The 25,099-nt window shown below is 59.4% G+C and carries 18 protein-coding genes and 1 rRNA gene; 16 read left to right on the top strand and 3 right to left on the bottom strand.

Going from position 1 to position 25,099, the window contains the following annotated elements; genetic code table 11:
• From rrf to uvrB, 4 genes are all read left to right on the top strand, one after another.
• Window positions 1–109 (top strand): 5S ribosomal RNA (rrf, locus tag GT571_RS03440); the annotation flags it as partial.
• A 193-nt stretch (window positions 110–302) separates the two neighbouring features.
• Window positions 303–944, top strand: coding sequence for a dephospho-CoA kinase (coaE, locus tag GT571_RS03435; RefSeq protein ID WP_161155482.1), 642 nt, complete (start codon window positions 303–305; stop codon window positions 942–944).
• Window positions 937–1,518: a lytic transglycosylase domain-containing protein gene (locus GT571_RS03430; RefSeq protein ID WP_161155480.1), complete on the top strand. Its 582-nt coding sequence runs from the start codon at window positions 937–939 to the stop codon at window positions 1,516–1,518. The genes coaE and GT571_RS03430 overlap by 8 nt, the downstream gene beginning before the upstream one ends.
• 51 nt (window positions 1,519–1,569) lie before the next feature.
• On the top strand, window positions 1,570–3,810 hold the full coding sequence (gene uvrB / locus GT571_RS03425; RefSeq protein ID WP_161155478.1) for an excinuclease ABC subunit UvrB: 2,241 nt from the start codon (window positions 1,570–1,572) through the stop codon (window positions 3,808–3,810).
• 65 nt (window positions 3,811–3,875) lie between these two features.
• On the opposite strand, the gene GT571_RS03420 is transcribed toward uvrB, so the two are convergent.
• The 3 genes from GT571_RS03420 to GT571_RS03410 all read right to left on the bottom strand — a co-directional run bounded on the left by GT571_RS03420 (window position 3,876) and on the right by GT571_RS03410 (window position 7,698).
• Entirely contained in the window at window positions 3,876–5,516 is a 1,641-nt protein-coding gene (locus GT571_RS03420; RefSeq protein WP_161155476.1) for an NAD(P)/FAD-dependent oxidoreductase, read from the bottom strand.
• Between the two features lie 79 nt (window positions 5,517–5,595).
• Window positions 5,596–6,867, bottom strand: a complete 1,272-nt coding sequence (locus tag GT571_RS03415) for an NAD(P)/FAD-dependent oxidoreductase (protein ID WP_161155474.1) — start codon at window positions 6,865–6,867, stop codon at window positions 5,596–5,598.
• Window positions 6,868–7,698, bottom strand: coding sequence for an Mrp/NBP35 family ATP-binding protein (locus GT571_RS03410; RefSeq protein ID WP_161155472.1), 831 nt, complete (start codon window positions 7,696–7,698; stop codon window positions 6,868–6,870).
• A 259-nt stretch (window positions 7,699–7,957) separates the two neighbouring features.
• On the opposite strand from GT571_RS03410, the gene uvrA reads away from it, so the two are divergent.
• The 12 genes from uvrA to GT571_RS03350 all read left to right on the top strand — a co-directional run bounded on the left by uvrA (window position 7,958) and on the right by GT571_RS03350 (window position 25,073).
• Window positions 7,958–10,837, top strand: a complete 2,880-nt coding sequence (gene uvrA, locus GT571_RS03405) for an excinuclease ABC subunit UvrA (RefSeq protein ID WP_161155470.1) — start codon at window positions 7,958–7,960, stop codon at window positions 10,835–10,837.
• Window positions 10,838–10,970: 133 nt separating this feature from the next.
• A complete protein-coding gene (ybaK, locus tag GT571_RS03400; RefSeq protein ID WP_161155468.1) occupies window positions 10,971–11,471 on the top strand; it encodes a Cys-tRNA(Pro) deacylase in 501 nt (166 codons plus the stop codon).
• Window positions 11,472–11,576: 105 nt separating this feature from the next.
• The gene (murJ, locus tag GT571_RS03395; protein ID WP_161155466.1) at window positions 11,577–13,157 is read left to right on the top strand and encodes a murein biosynthesis integral membrane protein MurJ; all 1,581 of its coding nucleotides are present in this window, start codon (window positions 11,577–11,579) and stop codon (window positions 13,155–13,157) included.
• A gap of 6 nt (window positions 13,158–13,163) precedes the next feature.
• Complete coding sequence (gene uvrC, locus GT571_RS03390; protein ID WP_338400634.1) at window positions 13,164–15,104, top strand: excinuclease ABC subunit UvrC; 1,941 nt, start codon at window positions 13,164–13,166, stop codon at window positions 15,102–15,104.
• A gap of 365 nt (window positions 15,105–15,469) precedes the next feature.
• Window positions 15,470–17,083, top strand: coding sequence for an ABC transporter substrate-binding protein (locus GT571_RS03385; RefSeq protein WP_161155462.1), 1,614 nt, complete (start codon window positions 15,470–15,472; stop codon window positions 17,081–17,083).
• Window positions 17,084–17,240: 157 nt separating this feature from the next.
• Window positions 17,241–18,197, top strand: a complete 957-nt coding sequence (locus GT571_RS03380; RefSeq protein WP_035138896.1) for an ABC transporter permease — start codon at window positions 17,241–17,243, stop codon at window positions 18,195–18,197.
• Window positions 18,198–18,200: 3 nt separating this feature from the next.
• The gene (locus tag GT571_RS03375) at window positions 18,201–20,216 is read left to right on the top strand and encodes a dipeptide/oligopeptide/nickel ABC transporter permease/ATP-binding protein (RefSeq protein ID WP_035138893.1); all 2,016 of its coding nucleotides are present in this window, start codon (window positions 18,201–18,203) and stop codon (window positions 20,214–20,216) included.
• On the top strand, window positions 20,217–21,044 hold the full coding sequence (locus tag GT571_RS03370; protein WP_035138891.1) for an ABC transporter ATP-binding protein: 828 nt from the start codon (window positions 20,217–20,219) through the stop codon (window positions 21,042–21,044).
• A gap of 80 nt (window positions 21,045–21,124) precedes the next feature.
• Window positions 21,125–22,102 carry an acetylxylan esterase gene (locus GT571_RS03365; protein WP_161155460.1) on the top strand — a complete coding sequence of 326 codons (978 nt, stop codon included), beginning with the start codon at window positions 21,125–21,127 and terminating at the stop codon, window positions 22,100–22,102.
• Window positions 22,095–22,946: an acetylxylan esterase gene (locus tag GT571_RS03360; RefSeq protein ID WP_161155458.1), complete on the top strand. Its 852-nt coding sequence runs from the start codon at window positions 22,095–22,097 to the stop codon at window positions 22,944–22,946. The genes GT571_RS03365 and GT571_RS03360 overlap by 8 nt, the downstream gene beginning before the upstream one ends.
• Window positions 22,947–23,014: 68 nt before the next feature.
• Window positions 23,015–23,935 (top strand): dihydrodipicolinate synthase family protein, encoded by a 921-nt coding sequence (locus GT571_RS03355; protein ID WP_138375023.1) that lies wholly within the window; start codon window positions 23,015–23,017, stop codon window positions 23,933–23,935.
• Window positions 23,936–24,107: 172 nt separating this feature from the next.
• Complete coding sequence (locus tag GT571_RS03350) at window positions 24,108–25,073, top strand: ROK family protein (RefSeq protein WP_161155456.1); 966 nt, start codon at window positions 24,108–24,110, stop codon at window positions 25,071–25,073.
• Window positions 25,074–25,099: the final 26 nt, after the last annotated feature.

Raw genomic sequence — 25,099 nt, 5'->3', positions numbered from 1 at the left:
GCCAGAGCATGGGGGGCACGCCCGGTCCCGTTCCGAACCCGGAAGCTAAGCCCCATCGCGCCGAGAGTACTGCGGGGTCAGCCCGTGGGAGGCCAGGGCGCCGCTGACCGGTGGACGGCACCGAGCCGTCGCAACGGACTGAAGAAGGGGGGGGCCTCACGGCCTCCCCCTTTTTGCGTTTGAAAGATAGTTGTAATACAAGAACTCGCTTTCGTTTAGCTTGTCTTACTGTTTGGCTGTATTTTGAGTCCTTCTTTTGTATTTGCGCGATAATAACTCCCATTGGCGTTAGGGAGGACTTGATGTTTACCGTTTTTGTCTTGGGCAATATTGCTTCGGGTAAGTCGACTGCCTGCCGCTATCTCGAATCTCATGGCGCCATGCTTATCGATCTGGATGAGCTTGCCAAATCGCTTTATGTGCCAGGCTCCGATATCGTCAATGCCCTCGCGGAAGAATTCGGTTGGGACATTCTGGACGAGGAGGGCGGCATTCGCCGCAATGTCCTCGCTACTCGAGCTTTCGCCTCTCCTGATACAGTTGTGCGGCTTAACGGCATCGTTCATCCGGTTCTCATCGAACAGCTGTCACTGAGGATTCTTGATCCGGTTTGCTGCACGGTTTCGTCCCCCCGTTATCCCTTTGCGGTTGTCGAGGTTTCTGCCCCGACTGGTTTTGAGGATGCTTTTGGCCTGGCTGATGAAATTCTGGTAATCAGCGCTCCTTTATCAGTTCGTCGCGAGCGTGCCATCCATCGTGGTATGGAGTCCTCTGATTTTGATGCGCGCTCTGCATGCCAACCTGATGAGGCTTCGCTTTGTAATCTCGCTACGACGGTAATTGATAATGCGGCAGGCGATAATTCGCTCTTTGAACAACTGGACGCATGGCTTGCGCGCCATGGCTTCGGGGATGTAGCGGATAAGGAGGAGGCCGATGCCTAAGACACGTTTCTTTACGTGGTATCGCGTGGCGCCACTTGCCGTTGTGTTCGTCTTCGGCCTTATTTCGCTCGTCTACTCGTATGCTCCTGCCGTCTTCTTTAAGCCTTTGTATCCAATTGACTACGAGGTCTACGTAAAGCAATCGAGCATTTCGCACAATCTTGATCCATATCTGGTGTGTGCTGTCATAAAGTCGGAATCGAATTGGGATCCCGAGGCGGAGTCGAATCAAGGCGCTCGGGGGTTGATGCAGCTGATGCCCGAGACTGCCCAGGATATGATTGCCAAGGGTCTTGTCAATGGTAGTGAGTATTCAGCCGACAACCTTAACGATCCCGCTACGAACATTGAGTTTGGCTGTGCGTATCTTTCGTATCTTCTAACGTATTTTAACGGGTCGACTGACAGTGCCATTGCCGCCTATAACGCCGGCATGGGCAATGTCGACGGATGGGCGCAGCAGAGCACGTCGCTTCATAATGCAATCACCTTTCCCGAGACGCAGGCGTATCTGATTCGTGTCAATAATGCCTGGGTTCGTTACAAGACCCTCTATCCCGATCGGTTCGTATAGGACTATGCCTGCCGCCTGCGTATACTGCAGATATATGAGTTAGGAGTATCCATGGCGGAATTTGAAGTTGAGCGTGTTGGAGGAGAGCTCAAACGTTTTGGCGTTGAGGGCTCTGAGGTGCCGTTTGAGGTCGTGTCTCCATACGAGCCCGCCGGTTCCCAGCCTAAGGCCATTGAGTCGCTTGTGCAGGGCGTGAGGGACGGAGATCGCTATCAGGTTTTGCTGGGCGTGACTGGTTCGGGCAAGACCTTCACGATGGCTAAGACTATTGAGGCCCTGGGGAAGCCGACGCTGGTCATGGCTCCCAATAAAACCCTCGCCGCCCAGCTTGCGAGCGAGCTTAAGGAATTCTTTCCCAACAACGCCGTGGTCTACTTTGTCTCGTACTACGACTATTATCAGCCCGAGGCATATGTACCGCAGAGTGATACGTATATCGAGAAGGATTCCTCGATTAACGAAGAGGTCGAGATGCTGCGACATCAGGCGACCGCATCGCTGCTATCTCGACGCGATGTGATCGTCGTCGCATCGGTCTCGTGCATCTATGGCATCGGCTCTCCCGAGGACTATGCGGGCCTAGCTCCGAACGTCGACAAGAAGGTGCCGCTCGAGCGCGATGACTTTATCCATGCACTTATCGACATTCAATATGATCGCAATGACTATGACCTGGCGCGCGGCACGTTCCGCGTGCGCGGCGATGTTGTCGACGTGTATCCGCCCTATGCCGAGCACCCGTTGCGGTTTGAGTTCTTTGGCGACGAGGTCGAGTTGATTGCCGAGATCGATGAGGTCACCGGCGAGATACTGCGTGAGTACGAGGCCATTCCCGTGTGGCCGGCCTCGCACTACGTGACCGAGAAGCCTAAGGTCAAAGCGGCTCTGAAATCAATCAGTGAAGAGTGCGAGAAGCGTGTGGCCGAGCTCAAGGCGACTGATAAGCTGCTCGAGGCACAGCGTCTGCAGCAGCGCACTGACTATGATCTCGAGATGCTCGAGACCATGGGTTTTTGTAACGGCATCGAGAACTACTCGCGTCATCTGGACGGTCGAAAACCGGGCGAGCCGCCGTTTACCCTGATCGATTACTTTCCTAAGGACATGCTCTGCATCATCGACGAGAGCCATGTAACGGTGCCGCAGATCCGCGGCATGCACGAGGGCGATCGCTCGCGTAAGGTGACGCTGGTGGAGCATGGTTTTCGCCTGCCCTCGGCACTCGATAACCGCCCGCTTCGTTTCGATGAGTTTGAGGCGAGAATTCCCCAGTTCATCTACGTTTCGGCCACGCCGGGCGACTATGAGCTGCGGGTTAGCCAGAACGACGTTGAGCAGATCATTCGTCCGACCGGACTGCTCGACCCCAAGATCGATGTGCGTCCGGTTCGTGGGCAGATTGACGATCTTGAGGACGAGATTCGCGAGCGCGTTGCCCGCAAGGAGCGCGTGCTGGTGACCACGCTCACCAAGCGCATGGCCGAGGACCTGACCGACCATCTGCTTGATGCCGGCATTAAGGTTAACTACATGCACTCCGATACAGCGACGATGGACCGTGTCGAGATCCTGCGAACGCTGCGCGAGGGAAAGATTGATGTTCTCGTTGGCATCAACCTGCTCCGCGAGGGTCTAGACCTTCCCGAGGTCTCGCTGGTGGCAATTCTCGACGCTGACAAGGAAGGCTTCTTGCGCAATCGCCGTTCGTTGATTCAGACGATTGGCCGTGCGGCCCGTAATGCCGACGGCGAGGTCATCATGTATGCAGACGTTGTGACCGATTCGATGAAAGAAGCCATCGAGGAGACGCAGCGCCGTCGCGAGATTCAGATGGCATATAACGAAGAGCATGGCATTGTGCCCAAGACGGTCCGCAAGGCCATTAACGACATTTCGAGCTTTATTGCCGAGGCCGAAAAGACTGTGGGCTCGAAGGGGCGCTCGAGAGGCGACTCTCTGGGTCACGGCGCATTCTATACACCCGACGAAAACGGTGAGGGCGCCGTGCCGGAGACGGTGGCACCCGAGCAGACGCTTGCCGAGCAGCTGGAAGGGCTACCGCATGACGAGCTCGTACGGATTGTCGAGACCATGGAGGAAGACATGCGTAACGCTTCCGCCGCCATGGACTTTGAGGAGGCGGCACGTCTGCGCGATGCCGTCGTTCAGATTCGAGCGATGCTTGAGGGCGCATCTGAGGACGAAACGATCGAGCGTTTGCGTTCGCAGGCTCGCAAGGGCTCTGCCTTTGCTTCGGGCAGAAAACGCCAGGGTGCACGATTCAGGAAGTAGCGAACAGGCCCCGAGTTCCCCGTGGAGCTCGGGGCCTGTGTCGTTCGGACGCGGGAGTTCGTGCACTAGAGGTCCGCTATCAGCGCCTCAGCGCAACGGATGCCGTCAGTGGCGGCACTCATGATGCCGCCGGCATATCCGGCACCCTCGCCGCAAGGGTAAAGGCCCGGAGTCGACACGGCGTGGCATGTTCGATCGCGGGTGACGGTGACCGGGGAGCTCGAACGCGTCTCCACGCCAGTGAGGACCGCATCGGGGCGGTCGTAGCCACGCAGTTTCTTGCCGAGCAGGGGAATTCCCAAACGAAGCGATTCGACGATATGCTGCGGGAGGGCATCGTCGATCGCCGTCCAGGTCACGCCAAGTGGATAGGTTGGTTTTACCTTTCCGGGTGCCGTGCTGGCGCGCCCCGCAAGGAAATCTCCGACGAGCTGTGCCGGCGCGTTCCAGTTGGAGCCACCCAGGCGATAGGCGGCTCGCTCACAGGCGCGCTGGAGCTCAACGCCTGCGAGCGGATCATCGCTGGGAAGGTCGTCAGGTGTGACGTTGACGAGTAGGGCGGCATTCGCGTTGCGCCCGTCGCGGGCATTGAGGCTGGCACCGTTGACGCACAGATGGCCCTGCTCGGAAGAAGCCGCGACAACCTGTCCGCCGGGGCACATGCAAAACGAGAACACGCTGCGGCCGTTGGGGAGATGGGCGACAAGCTTGTAGGGGGCTGCTCCGAGTGCCGGGTGCCCCGCCGAGGGGCCATATTGGGCACGGTCGATGTCGCGCTGTGGATGCTCGATGCGCACACCCATGGCAAAGGTCTTTTGCGCGAGGGCAACGTTATGTTCTTTGAGAAGCTCGAATACGTCGCGGGCGGAATGGCCGCAGGCGAGAATGAGGTGCTTTGTGGCGATTGTCTCGCCTGTGGTTTCTTGGGGCGTTTGGACATCGATGCCGGTGATGGCGCCAGATCCATCGGTTCGAATATTGACGAGCTTTGTTCGATAGCGGACGGTTCCGCCGAGCTGCTCGATACGCTGGGAAATGTTGGTGACGACGGTGGGGAGGATGTCGGAGCCGATGTGCGGCTTGGCGTCCCACAGGATGTCGCGAGGTGAGCCCGCTTCGACGAAGGTCTCGAGAATCAGTCGATGGGCAGGATTCTTGGTTCCCGTGTTGAGCTTGCCGTCCGAGAAGGTCCCTGCGCCGCCCAGGCCAAATTGAATATTGCTTTCGGGGTCGAGGGTGCGCTCCTTAAGAAAGAGATCAATCGCTTCCGAGCGGCGAAGTGCGGGGTCGCCGCGCTCGATGAACAGGGGCTTAAGGCCCGCTTCGGCAAGGGTCAGGGCGGCGAAGAGACCGGCGCAGCCGGCGCCGACAACGACGGGACGCCCCTTGGGTGCATTCGGGACAGGGTTGGGGAATGAAGGAGCCTCGCCGCCTACCATGCGGATGCGCGAGCGGTCGCGCTCGGCGACGCGGTCGACCACCTCCTGCTCGAGTCGGGAGCTTGTCAGCTCAACCCGAAAGCTCAAAATAAAATGGACATCTCGCTTTTTACGGGCGTCGATTGACTTGCGATGGAGCTCAATGGCTTTAATCTGGGAATCCTCGCATCGCAGGGCTCGTTTGACGGCGCGTCTACCAATAGCAAGGCAGGCGGTTTCGTCGCCGGCCTCATCGAGTGACGCGTGGACTTGGGTGATTTCGATCATCGAGGTCTCCTTAGATGCAAGAAAGAGGCCGCCCGGTGTCCCAGACGGCCCGAATGCGTTTTGATTATAGACTGCGCGGCTATAGGCTGCTTGCAGCGCGAATACCCGAGATCCAAGCCCACGCAAGGTTGAAACCGCCGCAATCGGCATCGATGTCGAGCGCCTCGCCACAGATGTAAAGTGGGGCGTCTGCCGCGTTGCTCACGCAGAGGCTGGGAGCTGAGACGCTCTCGATGGGCACGCCGCCGCGCGTGACCTGGGCCGAACGCTCCTCTGTCGTTCCCTCGACGAGCAGCTTAAAGTGCTTGAGGATTGAGACCAGATGGATGACGTCGTGCGACCCGGGGTGGCACTGTTCGAATGCGGTGCAGACAACGCGAGAGAACTGCGGGGCGAGCATGCCGTCGAGCCAGCGGGGGTCGCGGGGTGAAAAGCCGCCGAGCAACGCAACTCGCTGGTTGAGCATATCGAGCAACTCGTCTTTGGAGAGGTCGGGGAAAACGTCGAGCAGAATCGTGTCGCCGCGCTGGACGCGACGGGAGAGGTTAAAGGCGGCAACGCCCGAGATGCCAAAGGTACGGAAGAGCACTTCGCCGTCTTCGCGCCAGAGCTCCTCGTGATTGCGGGTGAGCGTCAAACGGGCGCGGACGCGAAGGCCATCCAGCGTCTTCAGCGCAGTCTGGTCGCCGAAGACCGATGCCGACACGGGGCAGAGGACGGGGCGCTGCGGTGTAAGGGAAAGATTGAACGTCTTCGCGATGTCGGCAGGGTTGCCGCCCGTAGCGATAATTACGGCCTTTACCTGCAGCGTCTCGTTCGTGCGAGGGGTGTCGGCGAGCGCCTTTCGAAGCGAGCGGAGTTCCGATTTTCGGTCGTCGTGCTTTTTTGCCTTGAGTGCTCGCGCGGGACGGTCTATTTGGAGTGCCCAGCCCTCGGGAGCTCTGAATGCCGAGGCAACGTTTGCTCCACAGATCAAGGTGATGCCCAGGTGATTGCAAGCGTTGAGAAGCGCATCGCGCGCCGATTCGGCACGAAGGGAGCGCGGATACAGCCGGCCCTCCTCGGAGGTCGTCATGATGCCCAGCGAGGAGAAGAAACTGCCGAGCTCTTGCTCAGGCTGGGGGCCCATGACGGATTCGACGAATGCGGGGTGGTTGTAACGCTGGAAATCAATTGATTCGTTGGAAAGGTTGCAGCGGCCGTTGCCGGTCGCAAGGAGCTTAAGGCCGCAGGCAACATCGCGCTCAACGATGCAGGCGCTTTTGCCTGCGCGTGCGGCCGTAATGGCGGCGGCGAGACCCGAGGCCCCGCCGCCGATTACCAAGACGTCATAGGAGGCGTTTGTGTTCACTTAGGCCTCGGCGGTCTCGTGCGGGGCAATGGCCTCGACGGCAGAGACGGCCTGGGGCAGCATGCCGTCGGGCAGTGCGGTCTCAACCTCGCCCTTATCGCAGGCCTCGGCGAGTGCCGGATTGATGGGAAGCTGCCCCAGGATCTCGAGGCTGTAACGCTCGGCGACCTCGGGGAGCTTGCTCTTGCCAAAGACTTCGATCTTCTTGCCGCAATCGGGACACTCGATATAGCTCATGTTTTCGACGATTCCCAGAATGGGGACGTTCATCTTCTCGGCCATGTTGACCGCCTTGGCGACGATCATCGAGACCAGATCCTGCGGGCTCGTGACGATGACGATGCCATCGACGGGCAGCGACTGGAAGACAGTGAGGGCGACGTCGCCCGTTCCCGGAGGCATGTCGACCAGCAGGTAGTCGATGGGGCCCCATGAGGTTTCGCTCCAGAACTGCCTGATGGCACCCGCGATAACCGGACCGCGCCAGAGGACGGGGTCGGTTTCGTTTTGGAGCAGCAGGTTAGAGCTCATGACCTTGACGCCGCGCTCGGAGATTTCGGGCAGCATAAGGTTGCCGAGGGCATGGACGTGACGTCCGCTCATGCCGAACATCTTAGGGATAGAGGGGCCGGTTATATCGGCATCGAGGACGCCGACCTTGTGACCGTGGCGGGAAAGCTCCGTGGCGATGGCGCCGGTGACGAATGACTTGCCGACGCCGCCCTTACCGGAAAGCACGGCGATAACGCGCTTGACCTCGGACAGCGTATTCTCCTCAAATTGCGACGGCGACGTTTGCCCGCCGGCTGCCTGTGCGTGCTCGCAACCCATGTTTGACTCCTTTGTATATGTTGGGGCCGGAGCCCCGCGGTGTGACACGAGCGTCATTGTACCCTCGTTTGCGAGCGGGAGACATTCATGATGCGTGGTAGGCGATCGACGGTATTCGAAAGTACGGACCGAGCGCGCGGCCTGCGGCGTCAGACAACGCAAAAGGTCTGCGAATCTTGTATTACGAACATCTGTGCGCGTCGAGTGCGCTAAACTCATCGTCAGTGTGATTTGAAGTTGTAGGAGGCAAGGAGCTTCCATGTCTGATTCTTCTATCGTTATTCGCGGCGCGCGCGAGCATAACCTGCGCGATATCGATGTTTCCATTCCGCGTGACCAGCTCGTGGTCATAACCGGTCTTTCCGGATCGGGCAAGAGCTCACTGGCGTTCGATACCATCTATGCCGAGGGCCAGCGCCGTTACGTCGAGAGCCTTTCGAGCTATGCGCGTCAGTTTTTGGGCCAGATGGACAAGCCCGATCTGGACTCGATTGACGGCCTGTCGCCGGCTGTGTCGATCGATCAGAAGACGACGTCCAAAAACCCACGCTCGACGGTGGGCACCGTAACCGAGATTTACGACTATCTGCGTCTGCTGTTTGCTCGCGTGGGAACGCCGCACTGTCCTGAGTGCGGTCGCGTCATTGAGCGTCAGACGACCGATCAGGTCGCCGATAAGGTGCTGGCGGCGGGGGAGGGCCGTCGCGCGTTTGTGTTGGCGCCGGTGGTTCGTGGACGCAAGGGCGAATATGCCAAGCTGTTTGAGGACCTGCGTGCGGAGGGCTTTAGCCGTGTGCGCGTCGACGGCGAGGTGCGCTCGCTTGACGACCCTATCGACCTGGACAAGAAGTTCAAACACGACATTGAGGTCGTGGTCGACCGTATCGTGATTCGAGAGAACTCCCTGGGTCGCATTGCCGAGTCCGTTGAGCAGGCGACGGCACTGGCGCACGGTAACGTGAACGTGTACATGCTGCCCGACCGCGACGCTCCCGAGGGAACCGAGGGCGATCTGCTGGAGTATTCGCTGGCGCTGGCGTGCCCGGAGCACGGGCATTCCATCGACGACCTGCAGCCGCGCGATTTCTCATTCAACGCGCCCTATGGTGCATGTCCCGAGTGCGATGGCCTGGGCTTTAAAAAGACAGTCGATGCCGAGGCGCTGATTGAAGACCCCTCAAAGTCGATTGCCGACGGAGTCTTTGGCAGCCTGTTCGGCAATTCCAACTATTATCCGCAGATTTTTGCTGCGGTCTGCAAACACTTTAAGGTGAGTGCCGATACGCCATGGGAGGACCTGCCCCCGCGGGTGCGTCGTGCGTTTTTGGATGGCATGGGCGACACGAAGATTTCGGTCGACTATCAAAAGCTCGATGGGCGTCGCAGCCAGTGGGACACTAAGTTCTCGGGTGTGCGCAACATCCTGTACGAGCGCTACAGCGAGACGACGAACGAGAACACCAGGGCTCGTTTGGAGAAATACATTCGCGAAGAGCCATGCTCGAGCTGTCACGGTGCTCGCCTGCGTCCCGAGATGCTTGCCGTCACCGTGGGCGGCAAGTCCATTTACGATGTCTGCTGCCTGTCGTGTCGCGAGTCGCTCGAGTTTTTTGAGGGCCTGGAGCTTACCGAGCGTCAGCAGTTTATCGGCGGGCGCATCGTCAAGGAAATCCTGGAGCGCCTGCGTTTTCTGGTCGATGTCGGACTCGACTATCTGACGCTCGATCGCGCCTCGGCGACGCTTTCCGGCGGTGAGGCCCAGCGCATTCGCCTGGCAACGCAGATCGGCGCCGGCCTCATGGGCGTTCTGTACATTCTGGACGAGCCGTCGATCGGCCTTCACCAACGCGATAACGAGCGCCTAATCAAGACGCTCGAGCGCTTGCGCGATATCGGTAATACCGTTATCGTCGTCGAGCACGACGAAGATACAATTCGCGCTGCCGACTACGTGATCGATATGGGTCCCGGCGCGGGCGTTAACGGCGGACACGTGGTCGCTGCAGGAACGCCTGCCGATATCATGGCGTGCCCCGATTCCATGACGGGTGCTTATTTGACCGGCAAGCGGATGATCCGCGTGCCCGATGAGCGCCGCAAGCCCGGCCGCGGCTGTCTTAAGATCACGGGCGCCCGCGCTAACAACCTCAAAAACGTTACCGCCAAGATTGAGTTCGGTACGCTCACAGTCGTTACCGGTGTTTCGGGATCGGGCAAGAGCTCCCTGGTCACCGATACGATTGCGCCTGCGCTTACGAATGCCATCCATCGTTCGACGCGTCCCGTGGGGCCGTACAAGAAGATTGAGGGCATCGAGTGCATCGATAAGGTAATCGATATCGACCAATCGCCGATCGGTCGTACGCCGCGTTCGAACCCTGCGACCTATATTGGCCTGTGGGATGATTTGCGTGCGCTATTTGCAAGCACGCCGGAGTCGAAGGCGCGCGGCTACTCGCCGGGACGTTTCTCCTTTAACGTAAGCGGCGGTCGCTGCGAGGCGTGCAAGGGCGATGGCCAGATCAAGATCGAGATGCACTTCCTTCCCGATATCTATGTCCCCTGTGAGGTATGTGGCGGCAAGCGTTATAACCGCGAGACACTCGAGGTTACCTACCGCGGTAAGACGATCTCGGACGTGCTCGATATGAGTGTCACCGAAGCACTGGCTTTCTTTGGGAATATCCCGCAGATTAAGCGCAAACTGCAGACCCTATATGACGTGGGTCTGGGCTACGTGAGCTTGGGCCAGCCCGCTACGACGCTTTCGGGCGGCGAGGCGCAGCGCGTGAAGCTCGCCAAGGAGCTTCATCGTCGTCAGACAGGTAAGACGTTCTACATTTTGGACGAGCCTACAACCGGCCTTCATTTTGAGGATGTTCGCCAGCTGCTCGACGTTTTGCAGCGCCTGGTCGATGCGGGCAACACGGTTCTGGTGATCGAGCACAACCTTGATGTCATCAAGGTTGCCGACCGCCTGATCGATATGGGCCCCGAAGGCGGCAATGGCGGCGGAACCGTCGTGGTCTCAGGCACGCCGGAGCAAGTCGCGGCATGTTCGCAGAGCTACACGGGCAAGTTCTTGGCGCCGCTGCTCAAGCGTGACCGTGAGCGTCAGGCGCAGCTCGACGCACAGTAAAGAGACGTTGTAGTACCGACGCGCCACCGATTCCTTCTGATTCGGTGGCGCTTCTGTGTGTCGAGATGGCATATGCGGCGGAATTGGCCCTATACTTAATCTTTGTGTCGCTCTGCGAGGGAAAGGATGTGCCATGGCAAAGGCTGTTAAGACGTCAAAAACCAATGCGATGCGCGAGCTGGAAAGCGCCGGCATCTCCTATGTTCTCCATACGTACGAAGACGATGGCGATGAATCGTCAGGTCTGGGCGTCGCGATTTCCGAGCAGCTTGGCGAGGAGCCCGGTCAGGGATTTAAGACCCTGGTCTGCACGACGCCGTCCAACGACCATGTCGTGTGCTGCATTCCCGTTGCCGACGAGCTCGACCTCAAGGCCGCCGCGCGCGCCGCAGGCGAAAAGTCGCTGACCATGATGCATGTCAAAGATTTGCTTGCCGCGACGGGGTATGTCCGCGGCGGTTGCAGCCCGGTCGGTATGAAAAAGCGCTTCCGGACGCTGATCGATGAGACATGCGTCCTTTGGGATACCATTTTTATCTCGGGTGGCAAGCGCGGCTATCAGCTTGAGCTTGCTCCCGATGACTTAGTTGCATTTTGCGGGGCGACAGTTGCCCCGATCACGAGAGAGGACTGAGCGATGCCGCAGGAAGAATTGAAGTGCGGAGCTCATTTTGCAAAAGAATCTGCGCCTCAGACACCCTCATCCGAAGCTTCTTCGTCGCGAGACGACACTGACGACATGGGCTCGTCGGACTACTCCACGGTTGGTCGTTCCGCCGGGCTTATGACCATCCTGACCATCGTGTCTCGCGTCACCGGTTTTATCCGCACGTGGGCAATGGCGGCCGCTATCGGCATGTCGCTGCTCTCGTCTTCCTATCAGGTTGCCAACAACCTGCCCAACATGCTCTACGAGCTCGTGATGGGCGGCATGCTCGTTACGGCGTTTTTGCCGGTGTATATGGGTGTGAGGCGCGAGCAGGGCCGCGAGGCATCGAACGAGTATGTCGGCAACCTGCTCGGTATTCTGCTTCTGCTGCTGGGCGGCATCTCGCTGCTGGGCACCGTGTTTGCTCCCGGCTTTATTTGGACGCAGTCGTTCCTTTCGGGCGATGGCGGCAGCATGGATACCGCTGCGTTCATGTTCCGCTTCTTTGCTATCCAAATTTTATTTTATGGCTTGGGCTCGGTGTTCTCGGGTGTTCTCAACGCACACCGCGACTACTTCTGGTCGACGTTTGCCCCGGTTCTCAACAATGTCATCGTCATCGCCAGCTTTATGGGCTTTGCTCCCGTGTCTGCACAATTTGGCGAGCAGGTCGGTATTATCTTGATCGCAGCCGGTACGACCCTCGGCGTCTTTGTCCAGATGGCCTGTCAGATTCCCGCGCTCGGCAAGCATGGCGTGCATCCTCATATCCATATCGACTTTAAGGACCCCGCGCTGCGACAGACGATTGCGCTTGGTATCCCGACGCTGCTCGCCACGGTGTGCATGTTTGTCTCGACTTCCATTACCAATGCCGCCGCGCTGGTGGTGCAGCCCGAGACCGGCCCTTCCGTCATCGCATATGCGCGCCTGTGGTACACGCTGCCCTATGCGCTGATCGCTGCCTCGCTTTCGACGGCACTCTATACCGAACTCTCTCACGATGCACAGGAGAAGGATTACGACAGCGTCCGCACGGGCATTTCGCGCGGTGTCGCCCAGATGCTCTTCTTCCTGATTCCGTTTGCGATGTACCTGATCGTCTTCGCCCGTCCACTCAACATGATCTACTGCGCCGGCAAGTTCGATGAATCCGGCGTGGCGCTGGTGTCGGAGTTCCTTATCTATCTGGCACTTTCCCTGCCGCTCTACGGCGTGGTCGTGCTGATGCAGAAGAGCTTCTCGGCCCTGCTCGATATGAAACCTTATAGCCGCTATTGCTTGTACTCCGCTATCGGTCAGGCCGGTTCGGTGCTGCTGTTTGGCGTGGTGCTGGGCTACGGTATGCCGGCAATTGCGCTTTCGTACGTCGTTGACTACGTGGTCTTGGTCGGATGCTCACTGTGGTGGCTGCGCCGTCGTCTGCATGGCCTTCAGGTCAAGTCTATCCTACATGGCGGTTTCTTCGGCCTGTTGTTCGGTGGCTTGGGCGCTGCCGCGGGCGTCGGCGTCATGTGGGCACTTGAGCACTTTGTCGGAATGCTTGGCAGCTCGATCCTTATTACCCTGGGCTACGTTTGTGTTGCAGGCGTCGTCTCGCTCGCCGTGACTTTTGGCCTTGCCTTCGTCTTTAAGATGCCCGAGATCTCGGCGCTGCTTCGTCGCAAGTAGGTGCGTGTGGCAGGTCACGACAACATTCCAACACTTGCCGAGCAGGTTTCGCGCGTTCCCACGCAACCCGGCTGCTACCTTTGGAAAGATGCCAAGGGCGATGTCATCTATGTGGGCAAGGCAAAAAACTTGCGTGCCCGTATGCGTCAATACGTGACGCTGCAGGACGAGCGTCAAAAGATTCCGCTCATGATGCAGCTGGTGGCGAGCTTCGACTATATCGTGGTGGAGACCGAGCACGAGGCATTGGTGCTCGAGCGCAATCTGATTGGCCAGTACCATCCGTACTTTAACGTCGATCTCAAAGACGATAAAAGCTATCCCTTTATCGCCATTACCAAGAGCGACTTGTTTCCGGCTATTAAATACACGCGAGAGCGTCATAAACCGGGAACGCGCTATTTTGGCCCCTATACCGATAGCCGTGCGGCGCGTGAGACCATCGATACGCTACGCAAGGTTATTCCTATTTGCTCGGCATCCTGTGCGGAATGGCGCCGCTGCCGCCGCATCGTCGAATCTCATAAGGGCGAAGAAGACATCGTCAATATGATTTGCGCGCAAAACGGGCGTCCCTGCTTTGACTACCATGTCGGGCGCGGACCGGGCGCATGCGTCGGCGCGATTTCGCCTGCCGACTATGCCAAGAACGTCAAGCGTGTCGAACGTTTCTTGTCGGGCCATCGCAAGGATGTCGTCGACGAGCTTACGTCCGAGATGACGGAGGCAGCCGAGACGCTCGATTTTGAGCGTGCGGCGCGCGTTAAGCGTCGCCTGGAAGTCATTAGGGGCCTGGACGATCGCCAACAGGTCGTTTTTCCGTCAAGCGTCGATATCGACGTCATCGGCTTCTATCGAGAAGAGACTATCTCTGCCGCCTGTGTCTTTGTCGTTCGCGAGGGCCGAACGGTTCGAACTTGCGAGTTCATCCTCGATAAAGGCCTGGATGTCGACGAGGAAGAGCTTCAATCGGGCTTCCTTAAGCGCTATTACGACGAGACGGCTGATATTCCAGCCGAGATCAATCTCTCTGTCGAGCTTGAGGATGCCGAAGCGTTGGGGGAGTGGCTTGCGGGCAAGCGCGAACGCTCTTGCCATCTCCATAGGCCACAGCGCGGCGAAAAGCACCGCCTGCTCGATATGGCTTCCAAAAATGCGCGCCATGCCCTCATGCGCTACATGATGCGCACGGGGTATGCTGACGATCGCACCAATCAGGCGCTCCTGGAGCTCGAAAGCGCGCTGGCGCTGCCTGCGCCGCCGTTGCGCATCGAGTGCTTCGATATCTCGACGTTGCACGGCACCTTTACCGTCGCTTCGATGGTGGTATTTACCAACGGCCGTGCCGACAAGGGCCAGTATCGTCGCTTTAAAATTCAGGCCGAATTGGACGAGGCGAACGACTTCGTATCGATGTCCGAGGTTCTGGGGCGTCGCTATGCTCCCGAGCGCATGGCGGACGAGCGCTTTGGCTCGCGCCCCGATTTGCTCGTAGTCGATGGCGGCAAGCCGCAATTGACCGCTGCAATTAAGCAACTCGAGGCACTCGGCCTCGATATACCAGTTTGTGGCTTGGCAAAGGCCGATGAGGAGGTTTTCGTGCCGTGGGACGAGACTCCCGTCGTGCTGCCGACCGGCTCCGCTTCGCTTTATCTGATCAAGCAGGTTCGCGATGAATCCCACCGATTTGCGATTACGTTCCACCGCGAGTTGCGCGATAAGGCTATGACGGTTTCGGTGCTTGACGACGTTCCGGGTGTGGGACCCACCAGAAAACGTGCCATTATGCGCCATTTTGGTTCGATGAAGCGTTTGCGCGCGGCAAGCGAGCAGGAGATTGCAGAAGTTCGAGGCGTTCCGGCCGATGTCGCCAAAGCGGTCCACGAGGCACTTGTTGCATGGAATGCCGAGCGCGCCCAGGCATCGGCCAACCGATCCGAAAACTAAACGCGCTTCTAAACAACTGATATACATGATTGGTCAATTTTCAATCATTTGTTTCGCGGTGATTACCTGCCGATTTCGGGTTTTATTAACGCTAAAACGTTTGACTAGCCATGGTGAACAACACTGCTATCCTGCGGGTTGACGAAGACTGATATCTCACCTCGTCGATACATACTGTCTGTCGAATCATTTGTCAATGAATTCGGTGAACGGTAGTAAATACCGTTCAAGCGTATGTATGTATCGGTCGCCGAGCGCGGCACCTCAGTTGGGTTCGTCGGTAGGTAAGGTATATATCGTCCGCAAGTTGCGCGGGGGCAAGTCTAGGTGCTCCCGGGTAAGATTCTCTATTGATAGGAGAAGACATGGCCATCATCAACAAGGGTATGTCCAGGCGTTCGTTCCTCGGCCTCACCGGCAGCGTCGCTGCTGTCGCAGGGCTTGGTCTCACCGGCTGCGGTGGCAGCTCTAGCGACGAGGGTTCCGCTTCCGGTTCCACCGATTCCGCCAACCGTGGCGGCGGCGTGATCACCGCTGGTTCCGCTTACGCTCCGTCCAGCTTCGACCCCGCCAGCACCGGCTCCGCTGTGGGCCTGGGTGCTAACTGGCACGTCATCGAGGGCCTCTACGGCATCGATTACCACGACTACAGCACCTTCAACGAGCTCGCCACCGACGATCCCAAGTCCGTGGACGACACTACCTTCGAGGTCACCATCCGCAAGGGCGCAAAGTTCTCCGATGGCACCGAGGTCACTGCTGACGACGTCGTCGCTTCCTACACCGCTTGCGCCGCTTCTGCTACCTACGCTCCGTTCTTCCAGCCCTTCGAGTCCATCGAGGCCAAGGACGCCAGCACTGTAACGGTCAAGACCAAGGTCCCCAACTTCTCCCTGCTCAAGGATCGTCTGGCCATCATCCGTGTTACCCCGGCCACCCAGGCCGAGGAGGATCGCGCCAAGCAGCCGATCGGTTCCGGCCCCTGGATGTACGACTCTATCTCCGATACCGAGATCACCCTGGTTCCCAACCCCGAGTACAACGGTGAGTATGCTGCCGAGGATAAGAAGATCCAGTACAGCATCCTGACCGACCCCACCGCTCGCGTTACCGCTCAGCAGGAGGGCTCCACGCTCGTTATGGAGCTCGTTACCGCTGACGCCGTCGACCAGCTCGAGAGCGCCGGCTGCAAGATCGATAACGTTCAGGGTTTCGGCACCCGCTTCATCATGTTCAACGTCGCCAAGGAGCCTTGGAACAACGTCAAGGTCCGTCAGGCTGTCATGTATGCGCTCGACACCGAGAAGATGGTCAGCAACACCTTCGCCGGCCTTGCCACCGCTGCCAGCTGCTACCTGCCCAAGAGCTTCACCAACTATCATGAGGCTTCCACGGTGTACAAGACCGACGCCAAGAAGGCTAAGAAGCTCATCGAGGAGTCTGGCATCACCCCGGGTGCCATCACCCTGCGCACCACTGACAACGAGCAGATTAAGGGCATGGCCGCCCAGGTCAAGAACGACCTCGACGCTCTCGGCTTCGATGTGACCATCCAGACCGATACCTCGCCGGCCACTTACGCTGCCATCGACGGCGGCGAGGCCTACGATATCCTCCTTGCCCCTGGCGATCCTTCCTGCTTCGGCGCCGACCCCGACCTGCTGCTCAACTGGTGGTACGGCGACAACGTCTGGATGCAGACCCGTTGCCCGTGGAAGGAGTCCGCTGAGTGGCAGAAGCTCCACGGTCTCATGGACGAGGCTCTTGCCGCCGAGGGCGACGAGCAGCAGAAGAAGTGGAACGAGTGCTTCGACATCATTGCCGACAACGCCGTTCTGTACCCCGTTGTCCACGTCAAGACCGTCTCCGCTTCCTGGGACGATCCGTCCACTGCGCCCAACGGCGAGGCCCTCGATGGCTTCAAGGGCATAGGCACGACGAGCATGTCCTTCAGGGGCGTTGCGACCGTCAAGGCGTAAGACTCGCTTGAGTCTGTATGCAGGATGTCGGTCGTTGGGACCGTATCCTCATAGTTGAAACAAAGACCCGGGCGGCAACGATGTCGCTCGGGTCTTGTAATGAGTATCCGTACTCATATACCAGTTGGTCCTACCGACAAAAGAAAGGGGAGAGAACGTGAACAACTTGCTACGTTTGATTGGAAGGCGTCTTGTGGCGCTGCCGATCATGGCATTGGGCGTCACCGTCCTGGTGTTCTTCCTTATGTCGTTCTCCAAGACCGACCCCGCCTACACGGCGTTGGGTGACGGTGCCTCGCCCGAGGCGGTTGCCGAGTACCATGAGAAGTATGGTCTGGACGACCCCTGGCCCGTGCGCTACGTGCGCTATATGGGCGATTTGATCCATGGCGACATGGGCACCTATGGTGCTGCTCGCAACTCCGTTGCCAAGCGCATCTCCACGGCCCTGCCCGTCACGATGCAGCTGACCTTCATCGGTCTTGCCATCGGTGCGGTCGTTTCGTTTTTGCTCGGCGTCATCGCGGCTCTGTATCGCGACAAATGGCCGGACCAAGTGATCCGCGTCTTTTCCATCGCCGGCTTGGCAACCCCGTCGTTCTGGCTTGCCGTTCTGTTGATCCTGCTGTTCTCTTCCTACCTTAAGGTGCTCCCGGCATCGGGTGCTCTGCCTCACTTCACCACGAATCCGGTTGGCTATCTGGGACGTATGATCATGCCCGCTATCGCCTTGGCATTTCCGCTGACGGGCCAGATGACTCGTATCGTGCGTACCGCCATGGTCGAGGAGCTCGATAAGGATTATGTCCGTATGGCTCGCGGCGCCGGCGTTCCCGAGAAGGTCGTCGTCGGCATCAACGTTCTTCGCAATGCGCTAATCACCCCGGTCACCACCCTCGGTCTTAAGATCGGTTACCTCATGGGCGGCGCCGTCGTCATCGAGGTTATCTTCAACCTCCCCGGCATGGGCACCGCGATTCTGCAGGGCGTTCAGGGCAACGAGGCGAACCTGGTTCAGGGCGTCGTTATCGTCGTTGCTCTTGCCTTCATCATCATCAACATCGTGGTTGACATGCTCTACCTGCTCATCAACCCGCGCATCAGGACGGTGTAGATTATGGTAAAGATTCGAGAGAAGCAAACCGAGCAGCTCGAGAAGGCTGCCTCCAAGGGGCTCAAGCTCGGTGGCTGGAAGAAGATGACGCTGTCTTCTAAGATTGCCGCCGTCGTGCTGGTGCTGGTCGCCCTGACTGCGATTCTGGCGCCCCTTCTTGCCCCCTATAGCCCGGTCGAGATCTTTACGGCTCGACAGGCTCCCGGCAACGGATTTATCTTCGGTACCGACGATAAGGGTCGCGACATTCTGTCGCGTATGCTCTACGGTGGTCGTTACTCGCTGATTATCGGCTTTGGCGCCACCGCCATGGCTCTGGTCTGCGGCTCGGTCGTGGGCGCCCTTGCAGCGGTTTCGCGCAAGGCCGTCTCCGAGACGATCATGCGTATCTTGGACATCATCATGTCCATCCCGGGCATCGCCCTCGCGGCCGTCTTCGTCTCCATCCTGGGCAATTCCGTGCCGTCGATCATCTTCGCCATCGGCTTTATGTACACTCCGCAGATTGCCCGTATCGTCCGCGCCAATATCGTGTCCGAGTACGGCGAGGACTATGTCCGCGCGGTCATCGTTTCCGGCGCCAAGGCTCCGTGGATTTTGATCAAGCATGTTCTGCGTAACTGCATCGCCCCGATCATGGTCTTCACCGTTACCCTGGTCGCCGACGCCATCATCTTCGAGGCCTCGCTGACCTTCATCGGCGCTGGCATCCAGGAGCCCACCGCTACCTGGGGCAACATCCTCGCCGACGCCCGCGGCGGCGTGCTCGCTGGCCGTTGGTGGCAGGCGCTGTTCCCGGGCCTGGCCATCATGATCACCTGCCTGGCGCTCAACATCCTCTCCGAGGGCATTACCGACGCCATGGCCGCTGCTCCCTCCGCCGCCCTGGATCCGACCGATTCCTCCAAGCGTCGCGAGGCCGACCTGCTGGTCTCCGACCCCGTTCGTGCCTACAAGGAGCAGGCCCAGTCCCTCTCCGCTCGCCTTGGCGCCCTGCGCGATGTCGAGCTCAAGCGTGACGATCGCCATGTGCCCGACGAGTCTGTCGAACCGATTCTCTCGGTCCGTGACTTCTGCATCCAGTTTGAACACCACGGTGATATCAACGTCGTCGACCACGTCAACTTTGACGTCCGTCCCGGCCAGACCATGGGCCTGGTAGGCGAGTCCGGCTGCGGTAAGTCCATCACCACGCTGGCCATCATGGGTCTGACCGACGATGACGAGCATCTTTCCGGCGAGGTTCTCTGGGAGGGCCGCGACCTGCTCAAGATGAGCAAGAAGGAGTGGTTCGGCCTGCGCGGTACCGATATCGCCATGGTCTACCAGGACGCCCTGTCCTCGCTTAACCCCTCCATGCTCATTTCCGCTCAGATGAAGCAGCTCACCAAGCGTGGCGGCACCCGTAGCGCCGAGGAGCTCCTGGAGCTCGTGGGCCTCGACCCCAAGCGTACGCTCGAGAGCTATCCGCATGAGCTTTCCGGTGGTCAGCGTCAGCGCGTTCTGATCGCCATGGCTCTTACCCGCGACCCCAAGCTGGTCATCTGCGACGAGCCCACGACCGCTCTGGACGTTACCGTCCAGAAGCAGGTCATCAAGCTGCTTAACGACCTTCAGGCCAAGCTCGGCTTTGCCATGATCTTCGTTTCGCACGACCTGGCACTGGTCGCCGAGGTCGCTCATAACATCACGGTTATGTACGCCGGCCAGGTTATCGAGCAGGCGCCCACCAAGGAGCTGCTCACCAACCCGATCCACGAGTACACTCGCGGTCTTCTGGGTTCCGTTCTGTCCATCGAGAGCGGTTCGGGCCGCCTGCACCAGGTGCCCGGCGCCGTTCCGAGCCCGCGCGATTTCCCCAAGGGCGATCGCTTCGCGCCCCGCTCGAGCCACCCGCGTATTGGTCTGGACACCCGTCCGGTCTTCAAGCGCGTGCCCGGCACCGAGCACTTCTATTCCGAGCTCCCCGACGAGGTGCTCAAGGCAAATGGTTTGACCCCTCACGCGGAGGTGATGTAGATGAGCGAGACCGCAGTAAACGGCGTCGAGCCGATCATCTTCCTTGATGACGTCCACGTCACCTTTAGGACCCGTACCGGCTCGATTCTGCACCCCAACCTGGTTCACGCCGTCCAGGGTGTAACGATTAAGCTCATGCCCGGTCAGACGATCGGCATCGTCGGCGAGTCCGGTTGCGGTAAATCCACCACCGCCAACGTCATGTGCGGCCTGCAGGCCCCCACGAGCGGCAAGGTCTACTTTAAGGGCAAGGACGTTACCAAGCGCACCGCCGAGGACCGTCGCCACATGGGCCGCGTCATCTCGGTCGTGTTCCAGAACCCGGCCACGGCGCTCAACCCCCGCATGGTCGTTCGCGAGCAACTGCTCGACCCCATGCGCGTCCACAACTTGGGTACCGAGGCCGAGCAGGAGAAGCGCGTCAAGGAGCTCTTGGAGCTCACCGGTCTGCCCAGCTCCGCCGCCGAGGTTCTTCCCGGCCAGCTTTCGGGCGGCCAGCGCCAGCGCGTCGCAATTGCCCGTGCCCTGTCGCTGAACCCCGATGCCATCATCGCCGACGAGCCCACCTCGGCTCTGGACGTTTCGGTCCGTGCGCAGATTCTGAACCTGCTGACCGACCTTAAGAAGGAGCTCGGCCTGGCCATGGTGTTCATCAGCCATGACATCCAGACGGTCCGCTATATCTCTGACGACATCATCGTTATGAATGGCGGCAAGATCGTCGAGCATGGCGAGGCCAAGCAGGTCTTCCAGCACCCTCAGGACCCCTACACCAAGATGCTGCTCGGCGCTGCGCCGTCGCTGCTGCATCCCAAGCTCGGCGAGTAGCCTCGCTTTCCCTCCCGTGCGCCCGGTTCCCTTGCCGGGCCCACCTCCGTTGCGATTTCGAAAGGTTGGGTTCACGAGCCATGCCAAGTGCTCAAGAGCTACAACAGCAATTTGGTGAATATCGAGGCGCTATGCCCCGTCCATCGGATTTCGATCTCTTTTGGAAGGACCGCATGGCCGAGGCCGACACCGTCGAGCTCGACTACGCGATTGAGGCGGCTTCGGTTGCGGATTCCGCGACCTGTCGGTTTTTCGACCTCTGGTATACCGGCATGTGTGGTGCACGCCTGCATGCCAAGTACCTCAAGCCGGTCTCGGAGGAGCCCGTGTCGCTGGTGCTTCAGTTCCATGGATATCCGGGTGCGAGCCGCAGCTGGTTTGAGCAGGCGTCGTTTGCGGGCATGGGCATGGCGCTCATTGCTCTCGACTGCCCCGGCCAGGGTGGCCCCTCCGAGGATATTGGTGGATTTGAGGGCACGACGGTCGCGGGCCATATCGTCGCCGGTATCGACGGCGACCCGGCCAATCTCTACTATGTCCGCTTGCACCAGGATATCCGCATTCTGTGCCGTATCGTTCGCGAGCTCGAGGGTATCGATCTTACCCGCGTGTATGTGAACGGCGCATCGCAGGGCGGCGGTTTGGGTATTGCGACCTGCGCGCTTAACAGCGAGCTTATCAATCGCGCGGCCATCCTCTATCCCTTCTTATCGGACTTCCGCCTGGTTTGGGATCTGGACGCCGACGATATTGCCTACGAGGGTCTGCGCTATTGGTCGCGTTGGTTTGACGAGGACTCGACTCGTATCGAGGAAGCCTATGCCAAACTGGCGTACTTCGATTCCAAGAACTTTGCCCCCATGGTCAAATGCCCCGTTCTGTTTGGCACGGGCACAGCCGATATCGTCTGTCCGCCGGCGACGCAGTTTGCGGTCTACAACAACCTGACCTGTGAAAAGCGTCATGAGTTCTTTGAGGGCTTTGGCCACGAGGAGATTCAGGACTTTGATGATCTGATCATTCCGTTTTTCTGTGAGGGAGGGGAGGCTCATGTCTAAGTGCGAGAGCAATATCGATGAGCTGATTGTCCCCGAGCTTGCGGGGATTGCTGGAACGGTTTCGTCAAGGCTCGCAGAATATCGGGACTGGCACGGTGATGTTCAAGCAGATGTTTCTGATTTAGAGACATGCGCTTCGAATCTTGAGATTCAAGGCCTGGCCATTACGGCGATTGACTTTGTTAACCCCTGCGCCCGTTACTCGGAGGTTTCCTTTGAACTCGGTGACGATGCGGTCCACGCTCGTTTGATTGAGCCTGTTGGTCGTGCCCGAGTATCTGAGCGTGTGCCGCTGTGCCTGATGTTCCACGACATCGATCGGCCTGTGCGCGGCTGGCATCACATGACGAGATTTGCCGCCATGGGGTATGCCGTCCTCGCGCTGGATGACGATGCTGCTGGTGCGGACGACCTGCAGCGGGGGATTGCTTCGCCCGCTTTTGTCGAGCGCGTCCGTTGGGGCTGCGCGTTGGCGAAGGTCGCGCGCAATCTTGATGGCGTGGACCCCGACCGCATTTTTGCATGGGGCGAGGGTCTTGGCGGCGGAGTTGCGCTGGCGGTTTCTGCTCTGGACGAGCAGGGCCTTGCCTGCACGGCGGTTGCCAATCCAGTTCCCGGTGGCCTCGAGGCGCTGTCGTCTCGGGTGCGCGGATCGGTGCTCATAGGCACATCGCTTATGGATACCGTGAGCGACCCCAAGGGACAGTTTGCCGTATTCAACGGTCTTGAGTGTGACCGGAGGCATATCATCTATGCCAAATACGCTCACGAGCGCATCAATGCGTTCGAAAACGAAGTCGTCGACTTCTTTAACCAAACGTTCTACCCGTGTTCTTTGGCCTAGACGGCCTGGACACTGCCAACAAGAGTGGGCGGCATAGGGCTGCCCGCCAGACAACTAAGGAGATTCTTGTGGCAACTCAGAAATTCACCGGCGTTATCCCTCCCGTCGTTGTTCCCGATACCGAAGACCACCAGCTCGATGTTGCCTCCTTTGAGCGCAGCATCAACCGCATGATCGACGCCGGCGTCGATGGCCTGTTCTTCCTGGGCTCCTCGGGCGAGGTCGTCTTCTCCACCGACGAGCGTCGTCGTCAGATCGTCGCCGAGGCCGTGCGCATCGTCGACCACCGCGTTCCCGTTCTGGTCGGCATCATCGACACCGAGACCGAGCGCATGATCGAGCACGGTAAGGTCGCTCAGGAGTTGGGCGCCGATGCGCTTGTCGCTACCTGCCCGTTCTATGCCCTGCAGGGCATGACCGAGGTCGAGGAGCACTTCCGCATCCTGCACGAGGAACTCGACCTGCCCATCTTCGCCTACGACATCCCCGTGTGCGTCCACACCAAGCTCCCCTGGAAGCTCCTTGCTAAGCTCGGCGCCGAGGGCGTCCTGGCCGGCGTCAAGGATTCCTCGGGCGATGACATCTCGTTCCGCTACCTCGTTCAGGAGAACGAGAAGAACGGCCATCCGATGAGCATCCTCACCGGTCACGAGGTCGTTGTCGACGGCGCCTACCTCGGTGGCGCCGACGGTTCTGTCCCGGGTCTCGCTAACGTTGAGCCCGAGGGCTACGTGCGCCAGTGGAAGGCCGCTCAGGCCGGCGACTGGGCTACCGTCAAGGCCGAGCAGGATCGCCTCAACGAGATCTCCCACATCTGGGATGTCACCTCGGGCGTTCAGGGCTATGCCGGCGGCGTTGGTGCCTTCAAGACCGCTATGAATCTCATGGGCATCTTCGACAGCCCGACCATGCCGCGCCCGGTGAAGGCCATGACCGGCGAGAACGTCGAGGCGATTAAGAAGGTCCTCCAGGACAACGGTCTCCTGTAAAGCTTCCCCAGGCACCCGATCTTGGGGCTCAAGTGGTCGGGCGTGACCCATTAGGTCAACGCCTGACCGCTTTCACCCCAACCTCGGGCACCTGGAAAACCTTTACCGCGCTGTGGCGGCTAGTCTGACGGCGCATTTCCTGTAGTTGTTTTTATCTCCTAAGGAGAGCGACATGGAGAACAAGTACGTTTGCTCCGTCGATATCGGCGGCACCAAAATTGCGACTGCCATTATGGAGTATCCGGCTGACGGCAGCGTGCCCCATCCCGTATTTGAGGCCGAGGTTCCTACCGAGGCCCAGGAGGGCGGCGAGGCCGTCTTCCAGCGTATCGAGGCGTCCATCAAGGCCGCTCTTGAGGCGAATTCCGATGTCGAGGTCCTCGGTGTCGGTATCGGTGCCGCAGGCGTCGTCGATCCCAAGACGGGCGCCATCGCGTATGCCAACGAGATCATGCCCGGCTGGTCCGGCGTTCAGTTGGGGCCGCGCCTGCGCGAGGACCTTGGTCTTCCCGTTGCCGTGGTGGGAGACGTGCAGGCTCATGCTCTGGGCGAGGCCCACTGGGGCGTCGGTAAGGGCAAGTTCTCCGTCTTGTGCCTTGGCATCGGTACGGGCATCGGCGGCGCATATGTCGAGAACGGCCGCGTGATGCAGGGCTTCCATGGTGCTGCCGGCCATATGGGCCACATCGAGTGCTCGGCTGCTGCCGGCATTCCCTGCGCCTGCGGGCGTTCCGGTCATCTTGAGTCGGTTGCTTCGGGCACTTCCATTGGTCGTATGTACGATGAGCGCTTCGGTCGAGTTGACCCCAGCCGTCCTTCGGTCGGTCGCGACGTGAACGACCTGTGCCGCGCTGGCGACGCAAAGGCGACCGAGGTCATCCATGACGCCGGCTTTGCGCTGGGCGCCAGCTTGGGCTCGCTTGCCAACATCTTGGATCCCGAGGTCATCGTGCTTTCGGGCGGCGTGATTCACCAGGGTCCCGATTGGCGCTCGCAGACGTGGAAGGACTCGGTGCACGAGGGCTATGCCAGCCAGGCGCTCGACCCGCTTCAGGACACACCGATCCTTATCGGTTCTCTGGAGGGCGATGCGCCGCTTATCGGTGCCGCCGAACACCTTCTTGCCTCGTTGAAGTAAACATAACTACCAAGTGCGCCTTCTGA

The organism is Collinsella aerofaciens, assembly GCF_009876115.1.
In the GTDB taxonomy this organism is placed as follows: domain Bacteria; phylum Actinomycetota; class Coriobacteriia; order Coriobacteriales; family Coriobacteriaceae; genus Collinsella; species Collinsella aerofaciens_N.
The sequence above is the reverse complement of the archived record's forward strand: the minus strand, read 5'-3'. Positions and strand labels throughout refer to the sequence as shown.

Bases quoted from the DNA above. Each gene is read 5' to 3' on its own strand.
- coaE (WP_161155482.1), top strand. From the start codon at position 303: ATGTTTACCGTTTTTGTCTTGGGCAATATTGCTTCGGGTAAGTCGACT.
- GT571_RS03430 (WP_161155480.1), top strand. From the start codon at position 937: ATGCCTAAGACACGTTTCTTTACGTGGTATCGCGTGGCGCCACTTGCC.
- uvrB (WP_161155478.1), top strand. From the start codon at position 1,570: ATGGCGGAATTTGAAGTTGAGCGTGTTGGAGGAGAGCTCAAACGTTTT.
- GT571_RS03420 (WP_161155476.1), bottom strand. From the start codon at position 5,516: ATGATCGAAATCACCCAAGTCCACGCGTCACTCGATGAGGCCGGCGAC.
- GT571_RS03410 (WP_161155472.1), bottom strand. From the start codon at position 7,698: ATGGGTTGCGAGCACGCACAGGCAGCCGGCGGGCAAACGTCGCCGTCG.
- uvrA (WP_161155470.1), top strand. From the start codon at position 7,958: ATGTCTGATTCTTCTATCGTTATTCGCGGCGCGCGCGAGCATAACCTG.
- ybaK (WP_161155468.1), top strand. From the start codon at position 10,971: ATGGCAAAGGCTGTTAAGACGTCAAAAACCAATGCGATGCGCGAGCTG.
- murJ (WP_161155466.1), top strand. From the start codon at position 11,577: ATGGGCTCGTCGGACTACTCCACGGTTGGTCGTTCCGCCGGGCTTATG.
- GT571_RS03385 (WP_161155462.1), top strand. From the start codon at position 15,470: ATGGCCATCATCAACAAGGGTATGTCCAGGCGTTCGTTCCTCGGCCTC.
- GT571_RS03375 (WP_035138893.1), top strand. From the start codon at position 18,201: ATGGTAAAGATTCGAGAGAAGCAAACCGAGCAGCTCGAGAAGGCTGCC.
- GT571_RS03370 (WP_035138891.1), top strand. From the start codon at position 20,217: ATGAGCGAGACCGCAGTAAACGGCGTCGAGCCGATCATCTTCCTTGAT.
- GT571_RS03365 (WP_161155460.1), top strand. From the start codon at position 21,125: ATGCCAAGTGCTCAAGAGCTACAACAGCAATTTGGTGAATATCGAGGC.
- GT571_RS03360 (WP_161155458.1), top strand. From the start codon at position 22,095: ATGTCTAAGTGCGAGAGCAATATCGATGAGCTGATTGTCCCCGAGCTT.
- GT571_RS03350 (WP_161155456.1), top strand. From the start codon at position 24,108: ATGGAGAACAAGTACGTTTGCTCCGTCGATATCGGCGGCACCAAAATT.